Origin of the sequence: Lactobacillus taiwanensis DSM 21401 (assembly GCF_001436695.1) — a bacterium.
In the GTDB taxonomy this organism is placed as follows: Bacteria; Bacillota; Bacilli; order Lactobacillales; family Lactobacillaceae; genus Lactobacillus; species Lactobacillus taiwanensis.
Genome location: NZ_AYZG01000001.1, coordinates 18,975 through 35,497 on the forward strand (window position 1 = coordinate 18,975; position 16,523 = coordinate 35,497).

31 protein-coding genes are annotated in these 16,523 nt (G+C 38.3%); all 31 read right to left on the minus strand.

Annotation, left to right across the window (positions count from 1 at the left end; translation table 11 throughout):
* Window positions 1-48 precede the first annotated feature (48 nt).
* Complete coding sequence (gene rplQ, locus FD18_RS00105; protein WP_003649454.1) at window positions 49-432, minus strand: 50S ribosomal protein L17; 384 nt, start codon at window positions 430-432, stop codon at window positions 49-51.
* Window positions 433-458: 26 nt separating this feature from the next.
* Window positions 459-1,397, minus strand: a complete 939-nt coding sequence (locus FD18_RS00110; RefSeq protein WP_057717979.1) for a DNA-directed RNA polymerase subunit alpha — start codon at window positions 1,395-1,397, stop codon at window positions 459-461.
* 45 nt (window positions 1,398-1,442) lie between these two features.
* Window positions 1,443-1,832 carry a 30S ribosomal protein S11 gene (gene rpsK, locus FD18_RS00115; protein ID WP_003647813.1) on the minus strand — a complete coding sequence of 130 codons (390 nt, stop codon included), beginning with the start codon at window positions 1,830-1,832 and terminating at the stop codon, window positions 1,443-1,445.
* Between the two features lie 24 nt (window positions 1,833-1,856).
* Window positions 1,857-2,204, minus strand: coding sequence for a 30S ribosomal protein S13 (gene rpsM / locus FD18_RS00120; RefSeq protein ID WP_057717980.1), 348 nt, complete (start codon window positions 2,202-2,204; stop codon window positions 1,857-1,859).
* Between the two features lie 33 nt (window positions 2,205-2,237).
* On the minus strand, window positions 2,238-2,354 hold the full coding sequence (gene rpmJ, locus FD18_RS09210; RefSeq protein WP_003647815.1) for a 50S ribosomal protein L36: 117 nt from the start codon (window positions 2,352-2,354) through the stop codon (window positions 2,238-2,240).
* Window positions 2,355-2,368: 14 nt separating this feature from the next.
* A complete protein-coding gene (infA, locus tag FD18_RS00125; protein ID WP_003647816.1) occupies window positions 2,369-2,590 on the minus strand; it encodes a translation initiation factor IF-1 in 222 nt (73 codons plus the stop codon).
* Window positions 2,591-2,664: 74 nt separating this feature from the next.
* Window positions 2,665-3,318 carry an adenylate kinase gene (locus FD18_RS00130; protein WP_057717981.1) on the minus strand — a complete coding sequence of 218 codons (654 nt, stop codon included), beginning with the start codon at window positions 3,316-3,318 and terminating at the stop codon, window positions 2,665-2,667.
* Window positions 3,319-3,330: 12 nt separating this feature from the next.
* Entirely contained in the window at window positions 3,331-4,626 is a 1,296-nt protein-coding gene (gene secY, locus FD18_RS00135; RefSeq protein WP_057717982.1) for a preprotein translocase subunit SecY, read from the minus strand.
* On the minus strand, window positions 4,626-5,066 hold the full coding sequence (gene rplO, locus FD18_RS00140) for a 50S ribosomal protein L15 (protein WP_003649460.1): 441 nt from the start codon (window positions 5,064-5,066) through the stop codon (window positions 4,626-4,628). The genes secY and rplO overlap by 1 nt, the downstream gene beginning before the upstream one ends.
* A 25-nt stretch (window positions 5,067-5,091) precedes the next feature.
* Entirely contained in the window at window positions 5,092-5,277 is a 186-nt protein-coding gene (gene rpmD, locus FD18_RS00145) for a 50S ribosomal protein L30 (RefSeq protein WP_024273012.1), read from the minus strand.
* 9 nt (window positions 5,278-5,286) lie between these two features.
* Window positions 5,287-5,811 carry a 30S ribosomal protein S5 gene (gene rpsE / locus FD18_RS00150; RefSeq protein WP_003647820.1) on the minus strand — a complete coding sequence of 175 codons (525 nt, stop codon included), beginning with the start codon at window positions 5,809-5,811 and terminating at the stop codon, window positions 5,287-5,289.
* A 17-nt stretch (window positions 5,812-5,828) separates the two neighbouring features.
* Window positions 5,829-6,188: a 50S ribosomal protein L18 gene (gene rplR / locus FD18_RS00155; RefSeq protein WP_004895852.1), complete on the minus strand. Its 360-nt coding sequence runs from the start codon at window positions 6,186-6,188 to the stop codon at window positions 5,829-5,831.
* Between the two features lie 27 nt (window positions 6,189-6,215).
* Complete coding sequence (gene rplF, locus FD18_RS00160; protein ID WP_057717983.1) at window positions 6,216-6,746, minus strand: 50S ribosomal protein L6; 531 nt, start codon at window positions 6,744-6,746, stop codon at window positions 6,216-6,218.
* 24 nt (window positions 6,747-6,770) lie between these two features.
* Window positions 6,771-7,169 (minus strand): 30S ribosomal protein S8, encoded by a 399-nt coding sequence (gene rpsH / locus FD18_RS00165; protein WP_003647823.1) that lies wholly within the window; start codon window positions 7,167-7,169, stop codon window positions 6,771-6,773.
* Between the two features lie 24 nt (window positions 7,170-7,193).
* Entirely contained in the window at window positions 7,194-7,379 is a 186-nt protein-coding gene (locus FD18_RS00170; protein WP_003647824.1) for a type Z 30S ribosomal protein S14, read from the minus strand.
* A gap of 14 nt (window positions 7,380-7,393) precedes the next feature.
* On the minus strand, window positions 7,394-7,936 hold the full coding sequence (gene rplE / locus FD18_RS00175) for a 50S ribosomal protein L5 (protein ID WP_057717984.1): 543 nt from the start codon (window positions 7,934-7,936) through the stop codon (window positions 7,394-7,396).
* A 14-nt stretch (window positions 7,937-7,950) separates the two neighbouring features.
* Window positions 7,951-8,190 carry a 50S ribosomal protein L24 gene (gene rplX, locus FD18_RS00180; protein ID WP_057717985.1) on the minus strand — a complete coding sequence of 80 codons (240 nt, stop codon included), beginning with the start codon at window positions 8,188-8,190 and terminating at the stop codon, window positions 7,951-7,953.
* Between the two features lie 20 nt (window positions 8,191-8,210).
* Window positions 8,211-8,579, minus strand: a complete 369-nt coding sequence (gene rplN, locus FD18_RS00185) for a 50S ribosomal protein L14 (RefSeq protein WP_003647826.1) — start codon at window positions 8,577-8,579, stop codon at window positions 8,211-8,213.
* Between the two features lie 33 nt (window positions 8,580-8,612).
* The gene (gene rpsQ / locus FD18_RS00190) at window positions 8,613-8,879 is read right to left on the minus strand and encodes a 30S ribosomal protein S17 (protein ID WP_003647827.1); all 267 of its coding nucleotides are present in this window, start codon (window positions 8,877-8,879) and stop codon (window positions 8,613-8,615) included.
* 22 nt (window positions 8,880-8,901) lie between these two features.
* Window positions 8,902-9,099, minus strand: coding sequence for a 50S ribosomal protein L29 (rpmC, locus tag FD18_RS00195; protein WP_003647828.1), 198 nt, complete (start codon window positions 9,097-9,099; stop codon window positions 8,902-8,904).
* Window positions 9,089-9,526 (minus strand): 50S ribosomal protein L16, encoded by a 438-nt coding sequence (gene rplP / locus FD18_RS00200; RefSeq protein ID WP_057717986.1) that lies wholly within the window; start codon window positions 9,524-9,526, stop codon window positions 9,089-9,091. Before rplP ends, rpmC begins: the two co-directional genes overlap by 11 nt.
* 2 nt (window positions 9,527-9,528) lie before the next feature.
* Window positions 9,529-10,197 (minus strand): 30S ribosomal protein S3, encoded by a 669-nt coding sequence (rpsC, locus tag FD18_RS00205; protein WP_003649464.1) that lies wholly within the window; start codon window positions 10,195-10,197, stop codon window positions 9,529-9,531.
* A 14-nt stretch (window positions 10,198-10,211) separates the two neighbouring features.
* On the minus strand, window positions 10,212-10,565 hold the full coding sequence (gene rplV, locus FD18_RS00210; RefSeq protein WP_003649465.1) for a 50S ribosomal protein L22: 354 nt from the start codon (window positions 10,563-10,565) through the stop codon (window positions 10,212-10,214).
* Between the two features lie 20 nt (window positions 10,566-10,585).
* Entirely contained in the window at window positions 10,586-10,873 is a 288-nt protein-coding gene (rpsS, locus tag FD18_RS00215) for a 30S ribosomal protein S19 (protein ID WP_003647831.1), read from the minus strand.
* 21 nt (window positions 10,874-10,894) lie between these two features.
* Complete coding sequence (gene rplB / locus FD18_RS00220; RefSeq protein ID WP_057717987.1) at window positions 10,895-11,731, minus strand: 50S ribosomal protein L2; 837 nt, start codon at window positions 11,729-11,731, stop codon at window positions 10,895-10,897.
* 19 nt (window positions 11,732-11,750) lie between these two features.
* Window positions 11,751-12,047, minus strand: a complete 297-nt coding sequence (gene rplW, locus FD18_RS00225; RefSeq protein WP_004895873.1) for a 50S ribosomal protein L23 — start codon at window positions 12,045-12,047, stop codon at window positions 11,751-11,753.
* Window positions 12,047-12,664, minus strand: coding sequence for a 50S ribosomal protein L4 (rplD, locus tag FD18_RS00230; RefSeq protein ID WP_057717988.1), 618 nt, complete (start codon window positions 12,662-12,664; stop codon window positions 12,047-12,049). The genes rplW and rplD overlap by 1 nt, the downstream gene beginning before the upstream one ends.
* 14 nt (window positions 12,665-12,678) lie before the next feature.
* Complete coding sequence (rplC, locus tag FD18_RS00235) at window positions 12,679-13,308, minus strand: 50S ribosomal protein L3 (RefSeq protein WP_057717989.1); 630 nt, start codon at window positions 13,306-13,308, stop codon at window positions 12,679-12,681.
* 26 nt (window positions 13,309-13,334) lie between these two features.
* Window positions 13,335-13,643 carry a 30S ribosomal protein S10 gene (gene rpsJ / locus FD18_RS00240; protein ID WP_003647835.1) on the minus strand — a complete coding sequence of 103 codons (309 nt, stop codon included), beginning with the start codon at window positions 13,641-13,643 and terminating at the stop codon, window positions 13,335-13,337.
* Between the two features lie 268 nt (window positions 13,644-13,911).
* On the minus strand, window positions 13,912-16,008 hold the full coding sequence (gene fusA / locus FD18_RS00245; protein ID WP_057717990.1) for an elongation factor G: 2,097 nt from the start codon (window positions 16,006-16,008) through the stop codon (window positions 13,912-13,914).
* Between the two features lie 29 nt (window positions 16,009-16,037).
* Window positions 16,038-16,508, minus strand: coding sequence for a 30S ribosomal protein S7 (rpsG, locus tag FD18_RS00250; protein ID WP_004895884.1), 471 nt, complete (start codon window positions 16,506-16,508; stop codon window positions 16,038-16,040).
* Window positions 16,509-16,523: the final 15 nt, after the last annotated feature.

A 16,523-nucleotide genomic window follows, 5' to 3' on the forward strand; every position in this document is an offset into this window, starting at 1 on the left:
ATTCTCGCTTTTGTGAAAGATTTATAAAATAATATTAAATTAACGTTATTAAACTAATTCAATGATTACCATTGGAGCAGCATCACCCTTACGTGGGTTAGCTAACTTATACATTCTAGTGTATCCACCATTACGATCTTTGTAACGAGGTGCAATATCACTGAAAAGTTTTTGAAGTGCTGATTTTACAACAACTGCATCTTTTTCTTCGTGAATATCAGCGATTTCATTACGAACAAAAGCAGCAGCCTTTCTTCTAGCACTTAAATCACCGCGTTTACCTAAAGTAATCATTTTTTCGGTAGTTTTACGGATTTCTTTAGCACGGGTTTCAGTAGTAACAATGCGTTCGTTCATGATCAATTGGGTAGTCATTTCTCTAAGCATTGCTTTTCTGTGTGCACTATCGCGACCTAATTTACGGTATGCCATGAGTTTTCCCTCCTTATTATTCCAACTTAGTCATCTTGACGAAGTGATAGACCAAGGTCGGCAAGTTTATTCTTTACTTCTTCTAATGACTTACGTCCTAAGTTACGTACACGCATCATATCTGCTTCAGATTTATCAGTTAATTCTTGAACAGTATTAATTCCTGCACGTTTCAAGCAGTTATAGGAACGAACAGATAGATCAAGCTCTTCGATCGTCATCTCAAGCTTCTTCTCGTTCTTATCGTCCTCTTTTTCTACCATTACATCATCAAACTGCGCATCCATATCAGTAGACATAAATACTTTGAAGTGTTCTACAAGAATCTTCGCAGCGAAACTAAGGGCATCATTAGGTGTGATTGAACCATCAGTCCAAATTTCTAAAGTTAATTTGTCATAATCGTCTCTTTTACCAACACGAGCACTTTCAACTTGGTAGTTAACTTTTTTGATTGGTGAAAAGAGTGAATCAACGGGGATGACACCAATAGGCATGTCATCTGTCTTGTTTTCACTTGCGGGAACATAACCACGACCAGATTTGATCGCAACGTTCATATGCAAATGGCCACCATCAGCAATACTACAAATATATTGATCTGGATTTAAGACCTCAATATCAGAGTCGACCTTTAAATCGGCAGCAGTTACGATTGCTGGACCAGTTACATCGATTTCAGCAATTTTTTCTTCATCTGAGAGTGACTTTAATTCTAGTTTCTTCAAATTAAGAATAATTTTCGTGACGTCTTCTCTTACGCCAGGAATTGTTGAAAATTCATGCAATACTCCATCAATCTGAATGTAAGAAAGTGCCGTCCCTGGAATAGAAGTAAGTAAAACTCGACGGAGTGAGTTACCTAAAGTAGTCCCGAAACCGCGTTCCAGTGGTTCGACAACAAACTTACCGTATGCCTCCTCTTGGTCTACTACGGTAATATTTGGTTTTTCAAATTCAATCATTACTGGGCCCCTTTCAAAACGTAATGTCCTGCACGCAGGAATAAACTAGACACGACGACGTTTTGGTGGTCTGGAACCGTTGTGCGGCACTGGAGTAACGTCGCGAATTGCAGTAATTTCAAGACCTGCAGCTTGAAGTGCTCTAATAGCAGCTTCACGACCTGCACCAGGTCCCTTAACTGAAACTTCAACATGCTTCATGCCTTGATCCATTGCAGATTTTGCAGCTGCTTCTGCAGCCATTTGAGCAGCAAATGGTGTAGACTTACGACTACCCTTGAAACCTAAAGCACCAGCGGAAGACCATGCGACTGCGTTACCTTGTACATCAGTAATCATGACCAAGGTATTGTTAAACGTAGAATGAATATGAGCAACGCCGCTTTCAACATGCTTCTTTACACGGCGTTTACGTGCTGTTTTCTTTGCAGCCATTAACTTAACCTCCTATTTAATAAATTATTTTCTCTTTGAACCCTTACGAGTACGAGCATTGTTCTTGGTATTTTGACCACGAACAGGCAAGCCACGACGGTGACGAATACCACGGTATGAACCGATTTCAACTAAACGCTTAATGTTAAGACTAACTTCACGACGAAGATCACCTTCAACACGGTATTTATCTACTTCGCTACGTAATTTTTCTTGATCTTCTGGAGTCAAGTCATTAGTACGAACATCTTCAGAAATACCAGCATCTTTACAAATCTTTTTTGCAGTTGGTTCACCAATACCATAGATATAAGTTAATGCGACTACAACTCTTTTATTTCTGGGTAAGTCAACACCAGCAATACGTGCCATTAAATTGCACCTCCTAATAAAAATATATAACTATTAACCTTGACGTTGTTTGTGCTTAGGGTTTGCAGAGCAAATCACCATAACACGACCATGTCTTTTGATAATCTTGCAATGTTCACACATTGGTTTAACAGATGGTCTAACTTTCATGTTTGCCTCCGTAATTACTTAATAAAACGATACGTAATCCTACCCTTAGTTAAATCATATGGTGATAATTCAACTGTTACTCTATCACCAGGTAAAATTCTAATGTAGTGCATTCTAATTTTACCAGATACATGAGCTAAAATAGTTGCACCATTTTCTAATTCAACTTTAAACATAGCATTAGGCAAGGTATCAACTACCTTACCTTCAACTTCGATGACATCTTCTTTTGCCAAAATTGTTCCTCCACATGAACAAATAAGTCACACTTAGGCATTATAACACGGAACGTAAAAAAAACAATAACTGACTAATCTTTACTTAAAATTTTGTCAATGTCTTCAAATACTTTTTCCGGAGTTTGTTCACCGTTAACAGTTGAAAGAATTCCCTTTTCTTCATAAAAATCACGAAGTGGAGTATTCATCTTCTTGTTAACTTCTAAGCGATTTTTAACAACTTCTGGCTTGTCATCCTCGCGTTGGAAAAATTCATGTCCACCGCAACGATCACAAGTACCTTCTACCTTAGTTGGATTTGAAATTTTGTTATAAGTTGCACCACAATTTTTACAAATGTAGCGTGCTGATAAACGTTTTATTAAAACATCTTCATCAACATCAATTGCAATTACATTAGTTAACGGTTTATCTAACCGCTTAGTTATATCTTCAAGAAGTTCAGCTTGAACAGTGGTTCTTGGAAATCCATCTAAAATAAAACCGTTCTTAGTATCAGGTTGCTTAAGACGTTCTTCAACTAACTTAGCTGTAACTTCATCTGGAACTAAATTACCTTTGTCAATATAACTTTTAGCTTCTAAACCAACTGGAGTTTCATTAGCCATAGCCTCTCTAAACATATCGCCAGTAGAAATATGAGCTAAATGATACTTATCCACAATGCTTTCAGAAGCTGTTCCTTTGCCCGCACCAGGCAAACCTAAAAGAATTAAATTAATCATTTTTATCCTTACTTATCTAATAAATCCAACGTATTCGCGCTTCATTAGTAACCCATCAACCTGACGAGCTAATTCTAAAACCACACCAATGACGATTAAAAGACTTGTTCCACCTAGTCCAATTGAACTTGGAAGACCAAAAATATTCGTAGCAAGTTGTGGCAATAGGGCTACAAGTCCTAAAAATACCGCACCTACTGTAGATAATCTAATCAAAATTTTAGATACATATTTCTGTGTATCTTTTCCTGGCCAAACGCTAGGAATATAGGCTCCTTGCTTTTGCAAGTTCTCAGCCAACTTTTCTGGATTTACTTGAACAAAGGCATAGAAGAAAGTGAACAAAATAATTAATAGTGTATAAATTAATGCACCTGGTGTGGTTTGTAAACTAAAAATTTGATTACAAATCTTAAACCATTGTTCATTTCCATGAGATCTTTGGAAAGCCATCAAAATTGTAGCTGGTGTAATAATAAAGGAACTGGCAAAAATAACTGGAATAACTCCAGAAACGTTAACCTTTAATGGTAGGAAACTTTCGGAGCCACTTGTTGCTGCTCTACGAGTATATTGTATAGGTACTCGTAAATCAGCCTGTTGAAACCATGTAACAAATTGAGTTACTAGTAAAATGGCAATAATGATCGCGATGAAGAACAATATCCCTTGCCAACGATCGCTAGCACTATTATTTATAATGAAATCTTTAAACAATTGATAAATTCCATTCGGAAGGCGAGAAATGATTCCTGCAAAAATAATTACAGATACTCCATTTCCCAATCCCTTATCAGTGATTTCATCACCTAGCCAGGTCAAAAGCATTGTCCCAGCCGTCATAATAATGGCAATCTCAATATAAGTTTGAGGAGTTTGTGTTTTAACCAAACCCATTTCAGTTAAAACATTAAAACCAAGAGTAATACCAAGACTTTGAACGAAGGCAACTACTAAAGTAAGATAGCGTGTTACCTGATTTGTTTTTCGTCTTCCGACTTCTCCTTGCTTTCCCCATTCAACTAATTTAGGAACAATATCCATTTGGAGTAATTGGATAACAATCTGAGCAGTAATGTAAGGTGAAACACCAAGTGAAAAAATAGAATATGTATCTAGTCCACCACCACTTACTGTATCCAACATTGGGACCAAACCAGTTTGTGCAACCTGTGTAATAGCTTTTGCATTAACACCCGGAACTGTAATATTAGCCCCGATACGATAAAGCAATAGGATAAAGAGAGTGAAAAAGATTTTTGATCTAATATCTTTATCCTTAAAGGCGTTCTTCAAGGTCGAGAACATTAGATCACCTCAACAGTTCCGCCAGCGGCTTCAACAGCTTTTTTAGCAGCTTCTGAGGCTTTATTAACTTTTACAGTTAACTTAACCTTTAATTCACCGTTAGCTAACAACTTAACTCCTGCAAGTTCTTTTTTAACTAAACCTGATGATTTTAATGTATCGATAGTTACTTCACTACCATCATCAAATCTATTTAAATCATTTAAATTAATAATAGCGTATTCTTTGCGGTTAACATTCTTAAAACCACGCTTAGGCATTCTTCTGAATAATGGCATTTGACCACCTTCGAAACCTAAACGAGTCTTACCACCAGTACGAGCTAATTGACCTTTTTGTCCGCGACCAGCAGTTTTTCCGTAACCACTAGAAGTACCACGACCAACACGCTTTCTGTTGCGACGTGAACCTTCATTTGGTTTTAATTCATTAAGCTTCATTAATTGGCACCTCCTTGGATTCTAATTACTTATTAACCTCTTCAACTGAGATCAGGTGAGCAATCTTCAATAAAGCGCCACGAGTTGCAGCGTTGTCTGGAAGAACAACAGTGCTATTTACCTTACCAAGACCAAGAGCTTTAACAATTTTTCTTTGTTTTGGAAGACGGTGTGCGACGCTTTTAATTAAGGTAACTTTTAAATCCATTATTTAATCTCCTTAATCTTCTAAGCTTTTTGCTGACTCACGAAGCTTCAAAACATCTTCACGAGTCTTTAATTTACTCAAACCGTCCATAGTAGCACGGATAACGTTGATTGGTGTATTTGAACCAAGTGATTTAGAAGTAACGTCTGAAATACCAGCTAAATCCATGATAATACGAACAGCACCACCAGCAGCAACACCAGAACCAGCTTCAGCAGGCTTCAACATAATGTTACCAGAACCGTAATGGCCCATAACTTCATGTGGAATAGTAGTACCAACAGTAGGTACCTTAATCATTCTCTTCTTACCAGCTTCAACAGCCTTGCGGATAGCTTCTGGGACTTCTTGAGCCTTACCAGTACCAAAACCTACATGACCTTTTCTATCGCCGACGATTACAACAGCAGCAAATCTCATGCGACGACCACCCTTAACAACCTTGGTGATCCGGTTAATTGCTACTAATTGATCTTCAATATCGTCTTTTTTACGATCTTTACGAGAATCTCTACGAGAATCGTTGCGGTTTGCCATTAGTTAATTCTCCTTTCCTAGAATTCTAATCCGTTTTCACGTGCTGCATCAGCAAGAGCTTGTATACGACCGTGGTATAAGTAACCACTTCTATCAAATACAACACTCTTGATATTTTTCTTAGCAGCAGTTTCAGCCAAAGCTTTACCTACTTCAGCAGCTTGTTCCATCTTAGAACCTTCAGCTGAAATATTTTTATCATTTGTTGAGGCACTTGCAAGCGTTACACCCTCTACATCATCAATTAATTGAGCGTAGATGTTTTTGTTTGAACGGAAAACACTTAAGCGTGGGCGCTCAGCAGTACCAGAAATCTTTCCACGAATACGTTTATGACGCTTTAAGCGTAATTTGTTTTTATCTGGTTTAGAAATCACAATTTCACCTCAAAAATTTTCTATTTATTATTTACCAGTCTTACCTTCCTTGCGACGTACATATTCATCTTCGTAACGAATACCTTTACCCTTATAAGGTTCTGGTGGACGAACATCACGAATTTCTGCCGCAAATTGACCAACAACTTGTTTTGAAATACCTTCAACTTCAATTGAAGTTGCTGATGGAGTCTTAACAGTAATACCTTCTGGTGCTTCAAATACAACTGGGTGAGAGTAACCAACATTTAATGTTAATTTCTTACCTTGTGCAACTGCACGGTATCCAACACCAACCAAAGTTAACTTCTTAACATATCCATCAGTTACCCCTTCAATCATGGAAGCAAGATTTGCTCTTTCAGTACCATGAAGAGCTTTGTCAGCTTCACTTGAACGGCTAAAATGAATTTCTCCATCTTTTTGTTCAAAGGTAATGCGTGGATCAAAGTATCTAGTAAGTTCACCTTTTGGTCCCTTAACAGTGATATCGTCACCATTCTTGGTAACTGTGACCTTTTCAGGAACCTCGATGACCTTTAAACCAATTCGGCTCATTAATAGTTCTCCTTTCTGTCAAAATTACCAAACGTAAGCAATAACTTCGCCGCCGACGTTCTTTTCTCTAGCTTCTTTATCAGTAATCACACCTGCAGAAGTAGAAATGATAGCAATACCAAGACCATTAAGAACTTTTGGTAAGTTTTCTGCACTTACATAGTTTCTTAAACCAGGCTTAGAAATACGCTTTAAACCTGAAATAACACGTTCATTATTAGGACCATATTTCAAGAAAATCTTGATCATACCTTGTTTGTTGTCATCTTCAACTTGGTAATCGCGAATAAAGCCTTCGTTCTTTAAGATTTCACTAAGTGATTTCTTCATTGATGATGCAGGAATCTCAACAGAACTGTGTTTTGCCATATTAGCATTTCTAATTCTAGTCAAGTAATCTGCAATAGGATCTGTCATGACCATTTAATTTGCCTCCTTTACCGTTAATTACCAACTTGCCTTTTTAACACCAGGAATTTGACCCTTGTGTGCTAAGTCTTTTAAGCAAATACGGCATAATTTGAACTTGCGGTAAACAGAGTGTGGACGGCCACATCTCTCGCAACGAGTGTATTCACGAGATGAAAACTTAGCAGGACGATGATTTCTGACGATTTGTGATGTTTTAGCCATTAATGTCCTCCAAATTATTTAGCAAAAGGCATACCAAACTCAGTAAGAAGTTCACGAGCTTCTTCATCTGTGTTGGCAGTAGTTACAATAACAACGTCCAAACCTCTAACACGGTTTACCTTGTCGTAGTCAATTTCTGGGAAAATTAATTGTTCTCTGATACCTAAAGTGTAGTTACCACGACCATCGAATGATCTTGAACTAATTCCACGGAAATCACGAACTCGAGGAAGAGAAACGTTGATCAACTTGTACAAGAAATCGTACATTCTATCTCCTCTAAGAGTAACCTTAGCACCAATAGACATACCTTCACGTAAACGGAAGTTTGCGATTGATTTCTTAGCTTTAGTAATCAAAGGCTTTTGGCCTGAGATTAAAGTTAATTCTTCTACAGCTTCATCAAGATTTTTCGCATTAGAAACTGCATCACCGACACCCATGTTTAACACAATTTTTTCAATTTTAGGAATTTCCATAACTGAATTGTAGTTAAACTTTTTGTTCATAGCTGGTGCGATTTCATTTGAATATTTTTCTACTAAACTGTTTGCCATATTCGTCCTCCCTCCTATTTATCGTTATTTTCTTTTTTAGCAATAACTTTTACATTAGATGCATGGATAGAACCTTCTTTTTCTACCACACCACCATTAGCGTTGGCTTGTGAAGGTTTCTCATGCTTTTTGATCTTATTAACACCTTTGACAACGATACGGTTAGTCTTGGCGTTGACTGAAAGTACAGTGCCTTCTTTGCCTTTATCTTTACCGGCAATAACTTTTACTTTGTCACCTGTTTTAACAAACATCAGTGCACCTCCCTAAAAAATTATAAGACTTCAGGAGCAAGAGATACGATCTTCATGAAATCGTGCTCACGCAGTTCACGGGCAACTGGCCCAAAAATACGAGTTCCACGAGGACTCTTATCAGCATTAATTACAACTGCTGCATTTTCGTCGAACTTGATGTATGAACCATCTTCACGGCGTGCACCTGATTTTGTTCTAACAATAACTGCTTTTACAACATCACCTTTTTTGACAACGCCACCTGGTGTTGCTTGTTTAACAGCAGCAACTACGATATCACCAATATTACCGGTCTTACGCTTAGAACCACCTAAAATCTTGATAACTAGGAGTTCTCTTGCACCGGAGTTGTCAGCAACCTTTAAACGGCTTTCGTGTTGGATCACTAGTTTATCCTCCCCTCAATAAAATCCGCGTAATTAAATTGACTTCTTAACAATCTTAGTTAGACGGTAACGCTTCGCATGTGATAATGGACGGGTTTCCATGATACGAACAGTATCGCCAATCTTAGCTTCGTTGTTTTCATCATGAGCGTAATACTTCTTTGAGTACTTAATACGCTTCTTATAAACAGGGTGGTTCTTGTAAGTATCTACAACAACTGTAATAGTCTTATCCATCTTGTCAGAAACAACTCGACCTTGGTATACGTGACGATTATTTCTTTCGTTAGTTTCGCTCAAGTTAATAACTCCCTTCCGTTAACTAATTCTTGCTCAATTCTTTTTCGCTAAGAATTGTCTTAATTCTAGCAATATTCTTGCGGACTTGTCTCAAGCGAGCGGTGTTCTCTAATTGACCCGTTGCTTGTTGGAAACGCAAATTAAAAAGTTCTTCTTTATATTGCTTTTCCTTTTCTAACATTTGATCAGTGGTTAATGCTCTGATATCTTTAGCCTTCATTAGATTCGCCACCTACTTCCGAACTCTTCTTAACAAACTTAGTCTTAATTGGAAGCTTGTTTGAAGCAAGTCTTAAAGCTTCACGAGCAACGTCTTCTGAAACGCCCCCGATTTCAAACATAATCTTGCCTCTTTTGACAACAGCTACCCAACCAGCTGGTGCACCTTTACCGGAACCCATACGAACACCAACACCTTTTGCAGTGTAGGACTTTTGTGGGAAGATTCTAATCCAAACACGGCCACCACGCTTCATGAAACGAGTCATAGCAACACGAGCGGCTTCGATTTGTCTATTAGTAATCCAGTGAGATTCAACAGCTTCTAAACCATATTCACCAAATGCAATGGTCTTTCCACCTTTGGCTTCACCACGCATTTTACCGCGAAATTCACGACGGTGCTTTACACGCTTAGGTACTAACACTATTAGTTTCCTCCCTTCGCTTTCTTAGAAGGTTTGTTTTTACGTTGTGGCAAAATTTCACCACGGTTAATCCAAACCTTAACACCAATTTGACCATAAGTAGTTGCAGCTTCTACCCAAGCATAATCAATATCTGCTCTTAAAGTATGAAGTGGGACACTACCTTCAGTATGCCATTCTCTTCTTGCCATATCAGCACCATTCAAACGACCAGCGGTTTGAACTTTGATACCTTTAGCACCAGAACGCATAGATCTTTGAGTTGCTTGACGAGTTGCACGTCTAAATGCAATTCTTGCTTCAAGTTGACGAGCAATACCTTCACCAACTAATTTAGCATCTAAATCAGGCTTCTTAATTTCAACAATATTAATGTGAACGTTTTTCTTAGTTAAAGCGCTAAGTTGTTTTCTCAATGCTTCAACTTCTTTACCACCTTTACCAATAACCATACCTGGCTTAGCAGTGTGGATAGAAATGTTAATTCTGTTTGCAGCACGTTCAATTTCCACAGTGGAAACAGATGCATCAGCTAACTTTTCAGAGATGAACTTTCTAATACGTAAATCTTCATTTAAAGTGTCAGCGTAGTTTTTGTCTGCATACCACTTTGCTTCCCAATCACGGTTAACACCGAGACGGAAACCATTTGGGTTAATCTTTTGACCCATTAAATTTACCTCCCTTAATCGTTCTTCTCAGATACTACAACTACTACGTGGCTAGTTCTCTTGTTAATTGGAGAAGCCATACCTTTAGCACGTGGACGGAATCTCTTTAAAGTTGCACCTTCGTTAACGTATGCTTCAGATACGTAAAGATTTGCACTTTCAAGATCGTAGTTGTGTTCAGCATTTGCAATAGCTGACTTCAAAACTTTTTCAACGATTGGGGAAGCAGCTCTTGGCGTAAATTGTAAAATTGCGAGAGCTTCTGCAACACTCTTTCCACGAATAAGGTCTACTACCAAACGGGCTTTTCTAGGAGCGATGCGAACTGTTCTTGCTTCAGCTTTAGCTGAACTAATTTGTTCTGCCATTTAGATGTCTCTCCTTCCTATTATTTACCTACTGTAGTAGTGGCCTTATCAGCGACCTTGTGACCGCGGAAAGTTCTAGTAGGTACAAATTCACCTAACTTATGACCAACCATATCTTCAGTAATGTATACTGGCACATGTTTTCTTCCATCGTAAACAGCTATTGTGAAACCAACAAAGGAAGGGAAAATAGTTGAACGACGAGACCATGTTTTAATTACTTGCTTCTTTTCGGAACCTTCTTGGGCTTCGATCTTCTTTAAAAGGCTTGCATCAGCAAAAGGACCTTTTTTAATACTACGGCTCATTAATTAACCTCCTTCGTTTAATTACTTGTTACCTTTACGGTGACGAATAATAAGTTTTTCACTTCTAGCCTTAGAGTTTCTAGTCTTAATACCACGAGACTTCTTACCCCATGGAGTCATAGGTTGTGGACGACCAACTGGAGCCTTACCTTCACCACCACCATGTGGGTGATCGTTAGGGTTCATTACGGAACCACGAGATTGTGGACGCTTACCCAACCAACGCTTACGACCAGCTTTACCTAATTGAATTAATGAGTGTTGTTCATTACCAACAGAACCAATAGTAGCACGGCAAGTTGATAAAATTTTACGAACTTCACCACTTTGAAGTCTAACTAAAGTGTATTTACCATCATTACCAAGAACTTGGGCAACAGTACCTGCACTTCTTACTAATTGACCACCTTTACCAGGTTTTAATTCAATATTGTGAATTTCAGTACCAGCTGGAATAGCAGATAATGGTAATGCATTACCTGGTTTAATATCAGCATTTGGACCAGATTCAACAACAGTACCAACTTCTAAACCTTTAGGTGCTAAAATGTAAGCCTTAACACCATCAGTGTAATGAAGAAGAGCAATGTTAGCAGTTCTGTTTGGATCGTATTCGATAGCTTTAACAACTGCTTTTACATCGTCCTTGTTACGCTTGAAGTCAATGATACGGTATTTTTGTTTGTGACCACCACCACGGTGTCTAACAGTAATATGACCGTATGAATTACGACCAGCAGTATGACTTTGAGATTCAAGTAAAGTCTTTTCAGGCTTTTTCTTGGTAATTTCAGCAAAGTCGGAAGAAGTCATATTACGTCTGCCGTTTGTAGTTGGCTTATATTTGATAATTGCCAATTGACTGACCTCCTATTTACTAATTTTCTTTATTATCATTGAAGATCTTAATATCATTAGAATCTTCAGTTAAAGTAACGATTGCTTTTCTACGGCGAGCAGTCTTACCAGTGTAACGACCAACTCTCTTTTCTTTACCGCGAACATTCATAATGTTGACATTTTTAACTTTTACATCAAAAATTTCTTCAATAGCATTACGAACTTGAGTCTTGGTAGCTGATACAAGCACATCAAAAGTATACTTCTTATCATCCATTAAATTCATGGATTTTTCGGTAACTACAGGCCGTAAGATGATATCACGTGCATCCATTATGCCAAAACCTCCTCAATTCTCTTAATAGCGTCTTGAGTTAATACAAGTTTTTGGTAGTCAACCGCATCAACAACATTTAAGCCATTAACAGGTACAACTTTCACTTTTGGAAGATTCTTACCTGATAATTGAACATTCTTATCATCAGACACAACTAAAACCTTGCCAGAAACATTAGCATTATTTAAGATAGCCTTTAATTCTTTAGTCTTAGGTGCTTCTAAAGTTAATTGATCAAGAATGATTAAATCTTTGTCAGCAACTTTTTGGGAAAGAACTGACTTCATAGCTAAACGACGTGCTTTACGAGGCATATCCATCTTGTATGAACGAGGAGTTGGGCCAAATACAGTACCACCACCACGCCATTGTGGAGCTCTAATAGAACCTTGACGAGCACGACCAGTACCTTTTTGTCTCCAAGGCTTCTTACCACCGCCACGAACAGCTGATCTATTCTTTACAGCAGAAGTACCTTGACGCTTACCAGCTCTTTGTCTAATGATAGCATCAAAAACAACACTTTCATTAGGTTCAATACCGAAGATTTCTTCATTTAAATCTACATTACCTGCAGACTTACCTTTTTGATCGATAATTTCTAAATTAGCCATTATAGTCCTCCTTCCTATTTAGCAGCTTTAGCAGCAGATTTTACAAAAATTAATGAGTTCTTTGCACCTGGAACATTACCCTTAATTAAAAGTACGTTCTTTTCAGGTACAACTTTTTCAATTACTAAGTTTTGTACGGTAACTTTCTTGCCACCCATGTGACCAGGTAACTTCTTACCCTTAGGTACACGATTAATGATTGAACCCATTGAACCTGGGATTCTGTGGTATCTAGAACCGTGGGTTTCTGGACCTCTTGATTGGCCCCAACGCTTGATGTTACCTTGAGTACCATGACCTCTTGTAGTTCCAGTAACGTTCACTACGTCACCTTCACTAAATGAGTCCACCGTGATTTCTGAGCCGACTTCGTAATCCTTAAGCTCGACATCGCGGATTTCCCGAATGAAGCGCTTAGGTGAAGTCTTTGCTTTTGCAGCATGACCTTTGGCAGGTTTGTTGCTCAATACTTCACGCATATCTTGGTAACCTACTTGAACTGCTTCGTAACCGTCTGATTCGTTAGTTTTAACTTGTAAAACAACGTTAGGGGTTGCTTCAATAACAGTTACAGGAACCAAGATACCGTTTTTAGTGAAGATTTGAGTCATACCGACCTTTCTTCCTAAGATTCCTTTGGTCATGATTACACCTCCATATATGTTTTAAATTATAATTTAATCTCGATATCAACGCCGCTTGGTAAATCAAGCTTCATTAATGAATCAACAGTCTTAGGTGTTGGATTCAAAATATCAATTAAACGCTTGTGTGTACGGATTTCAAATTGTTCACGTGAATCTTTGTTCTTGTGTGGTGAACGTAAAACAGTGAATAAAGTTCTTTCCGTAGGTAGTGGAACAGGACCAGAAATTTGTGCTCCTGTTCTTTCAGCAGTAGCTACGATCTTAGCAGCTGATTCATCGAGAATACCATGTTCGTATGACTTTAATCTAATACGAATTTGTTGACTTGCCATCTAATAACCTCCTTCGTCTTCTTTAAAAGATGACTAGCTCGGCAAAAATTACCGACTCACCTCTGTGGCAATGCAGCCTGGTGTGCCGCAACCTTTTGCGTCAAAGCATTGCTTCTGTGCATGGAGTATACCCCTCCAATATTTTCGCACGTTTACTATTGTACTGTGTCTTTCCTTAAATATCAAGCTTTCTCGACATTTTATTTTATTTTTTTGCAAAAAAAGAGATATCTTTTGATATCTCTTTTTATTACTATCTATTTAAATATTATTCAGCGTCTTCTCCACCACGTTTTTTGATGATTTCTGCTTGAATAGATTTAGGGGTTGGTGAGTAGTGATCAAATACCATTGTAAATGTACCACGGCCTTGAGTTGATGAACGTAAAGTAGTTGCATAACCAAACATTTCTGAAAGTGGAACAAATGAATTGATTACCTTAGCACCAGCTCTGTCTTCCATACCTTCCATAGAACCACGACGTGCTGTAATTGATCCCATTACATCACCTAAGTATTCTTCTGGAGTAGTTACTTGAACTTTCATAATAGGTTCAAGAATAACGGCACCAGCCTTAGAAGCAGCGTTTCTCAAAGCAAGAGAAGCTGCAACCTTGAAGGCAGCTTCTGATGAGTCAACTTCGTGGTAGCTACCATCGTATAACTTAGCCTTGACATCAATTAATGGGTAACCTGCAAGAACACCATTCTTCATAGCTTCTTGTAAACCTTGGTCAACTGAAGGGATAAATTCACGAGGAACGACACCACCAACGATAGCGTCTTCGAATTCGTAACCTTTACCTTCTTCGTTTGGAGTAAATTCAATCCAAACGTCACCATATTGACCTTTACCACCAGATTGACGAACGAATTTACCTTGTGCTTTAGCTTCTTTAGTGAAGGTTTCACGGTAAGCAACTTGAGGTTCACCAATAGTTGCTTCAACGTTAAATTCACGTTTCATACGTTCAACCATGATATCCAAGTGTAATTCACCCATACCAGAAATCAAAGTTTGACCAGTTTCTGGGTTAGTTTCTGCACGGAAAGTTGGATCTTCTTCAGTAAGTTTTTGTAAAGCAACATCCATCTTATCACGGTCAGCTTTTGACTTAGGTTCAACAGATACTTGAATAACTGGATCTGGAACTTGTAAGCTTTCCAAAATAAGTGGGTGATCTGGATCAGTTAAAGAATCACCAGTAGTAGTGTTCTTCAAACCAATGGCACCAGCAATATCACCTGAGAATACTTCTGGAATTTCAGTTCTTGAGTTAGCGTGCATTTGAAGTAAACGACCAACACGTTCACGAGCATTCTTTGATGCGTTTAATACGTAAGAACCAGATTGAAGTGAACCAGTGTAAACACGGATGAAAGTTAAACGTCCAACGAATGGATCAGTCGCAATCTTAAATGCTAAAGCTGCAAATGGCTTCTTATCGTCAGCCATAAGTTCAACCTCATCACCAGTCTTAGGATCATGAGCAACATAAGGTTTTACGTCAAGTGGAGATGGTAAGTAATCAATAACACCATCAAGCATCATTTGAACACCCTTGTTCTTAAATGCTGAACCAGCATAAACTGGGAAGAATTCTAAGTTTAAAGTAGCCTTACGGATAGCTGCTTTTAATTCATCATTAGAGATTTCTTCTCCACCAAGGTACTTATCCATAATACCGTCATCAACATCAGCAACAGCTTCAATTAATTCGTTACGACGCTTTAAAGCTTCTTCCTTGTATTCATCAGGAACAGGAATAGTATCCCATTTTGAACCAAGCTTATCTTCATCGTAAACATCAGCTACCATGTTAATTAAGTCAATAACACCTTCAAAAGTATCTGCTGAACCAATAGGCATTTGAACAGCTTGTGCATTTGCGTTCAAGCGTTCATGTAATGACTTAACTGACTTATCAAAGTCGGCACCGATCTTGTCCATCTTGTTAACGAAAACAATACGAGGAACACCGTAAGTTTCAGCTTGACGCCAAACATTTTCAGTTTGTGGCTCAACACCAGCTTGAGCATCAAGAACAGTTACGGCACCATCAAGAACACGGAGTGAACGTTCTACTTCGATAGTGAAGTCAACGTGTCCTGGGGTATCAATAATGTTAATTCTGTAATCCTTCCATTGAGCAGTAGTAGCTGCGGAAGTAATAGTGATACCACGTTCTTTTTCTTCGTCCATCCAGTCCATTTGTGAGTCACCTTCGTGAGTTTCACCAATTTTGTGGATCTTACCAGTATAGTACAAAATACGTTCAGTAGTAGTAGTTTTACCGGCATCGATGTGGGCCATGATACCAATGTTACGTGTCTTATCCAAAGGGAATTCACGTTTGTTAGCCATAAGATTAATCTCCTTTTACAAACTAACGATTAGAAGCGGTAGTGAGCAAATGCACGGTTTGCTTCTGCCATTCTGTGGACGTCTTCACGTTTCTTAACTGCTGAACCAGTGTTGTTAGCAGCATCCATAATTTCGTTTGCAAGACGTTCATCCATAGTATGTTCATTACGTAAACGTGCGTATGAAACAAGCCATCTTAAGCCAAGAGTAGTTCTTCTTTCTGGACGAACTTCAACTGGGATTTGGTAGTTAGAACCACCGATACGGCGAGCTTTAACTTCCAAAACTGGCATAACATTGTTCATTGCTTCTTCAAAAACTTCAACTGGTTCCTTACCAGTCTTATCTTGAATAATACCAAAAGCATCGTAAAGAATTGAAGATGCCTTTGCTTTCTTACCATCAATCATTAAGTGGTTAATTAACTTAGTAACCAATTTAGAGTTGTAAACTGGATCTGCTAAAACATCTCTCTTAGCAATATTACCTTTTCTAGGCATTAGTAGTCCCTCCTA

Coding starts and splice junctions, on each gene's coding strand:
- rplQ (WP_003649454.1), bottom strand. CDS start 432: ATGGCATACCGTAAATTAGGTCGCGATAGTGCACACAGAAAAGCAATG.
- FD18_RS00110 (WP_057717979.1), bottom strand. CDS start 1,397: ATGATTGAATTTGAAAAACCAAATATTACCGTAGTAGACCAAGAGGAG.
- rpsK (WP_003647813.1), bottom strand. CDS start 1,832: ATGGCTGCAAAGAAAACAGCACGTAAACGCCGTGTAAAGAAGCATGTT.
- rpsM (WP_057717980.1), bottom strand. CDS start 2,204: ATGGCACGTATTGCTGGTGTTGACTTACCCAGAAATAAAAGAGTTGTA.
- rpmJ (WP_003647815.1), bottom strand. CDS start 2,354: ATGAAAGTTAGACCATCTGTTAAACCAATGTGTGAACATTGCAAGATT.
- FD18_RS00130 (WP_057717981.1), bottom strand. CDS start 3,318: ATGATTAATTTAATTCTTTTAGGTTTGCCTGGTGCGGGCAAAGGAACA.
- secY (WP_057717982.1), bottom strand. CDS start 4,626: ATGTTCTCGACCTTGAAGAACGCCTTTAAGGATAAAGATATTAGATCA.
- rplO (WP_003649460.1), bottom strand. CDS start 5,066: ATGAAGCTTAATGAATTAAAACCAAATGAAGGTTCACGTCGCAACAGA.
- rpsE (WP_003647820.1), bottom strand. CDS start 5,811: ATGGCAAACCGCAACGATTCTCGTAGAGATTCTCGTAAAGATCGTAAA.
- rplF (WP_057717983.1), bottom strand. CDS start 6,746: ATGAGCCGAATTGGTTTAAAGGTCATCGAGGTTCCTGAAAAGGTCACA.
- rpsH (WP_003647823.1), bottom strand. CDS start 7,169: ATGGTCATGACAGATCCTATTGCAGATTACTTGACTAGAATTAGAAAT.
- FD18_RS00170 (WP_003647824.1), bottom strand. CDS start 7,379: ATGGCTAAAACATCACAAATCGTCAGAAATCATCGTCCTGCTAAGTTT.
- rplE (WP_057717984.1), bottom strand. CDS start 7,936: ATGGCAAACAGTTTAGTAGAAAAATATTCAAATGAAATCGCACCAGCT.
- rplX (WP_057717985.1), bottom strand. CDS start 8,190: ATGTTTGTTAAAACAGGTGACAAAGTAAAAGTTATTGCCGGTAAAGAT.
- rpmC (WP_003647828.1), bottom strand. CDS start 9,099: ATGAAGGCTAAAGATATCAGAGCATTAACCACTGATCAAATGTTAGAA.
- rpsC (WP_003649464.1), bottom strand. CDS start 10,197: ATGGGTCAAAAGATTAACCCAAATGGTTTCCGTCTCGGTGTTAACCGT.
- rplV (WP_003649465.1), bottom strand. CDS start 10,565: ATGGCAGAACAAATTAGTTCAGCTAAAGCTGAAGCAAGAACAGTTCGC.
- rpsS (WP_003647831.1), bottom strand. CDS start 10,873: ATGAGCCGTAGTATTAAAAAAGGTCCTTTTGCTGATGCAAGCCTTTTA.
- rplW (WP_004895873.1), bottom strand. CDS start 12,047: ATGGATGCACGTGATATCATCTTACGGCCTGTAGTTACCGAAAAATCC.
- rplD (WP_057717988.1), bottom strand. CDS start 12,664: ATGGCTAATTTAGAAATTATCGATCAAAAAGGTAAGTCTGCAGGTAAT.
- rplC (WP_057717989.1), bottom strand. CDS start 13,308: ATGACCAAAGGAATCTTAGGAAGAAAGGTCGGTATGACTCAAATCTTC.
- rpsJ (WP_003647835.1), bottom strand. CDS start 13,643: ATGGCAAGTCAACAAATTCGTATTAGATTAAAGTCATACGAACATGGT.
- fusA (WP_057717990.1), bottom strand. CDS start 16,008: ATGGCTAACAAACGTGAATTCCCTTTGGATAAGACACGTAACATTGGT.
- rpsG (WP_004895884.1), bottom strand. CDS start 16,508: ATGCCTAGAAAAGGTAATATTGCTAAGAGAGATGTTTTAGCAGATCCA.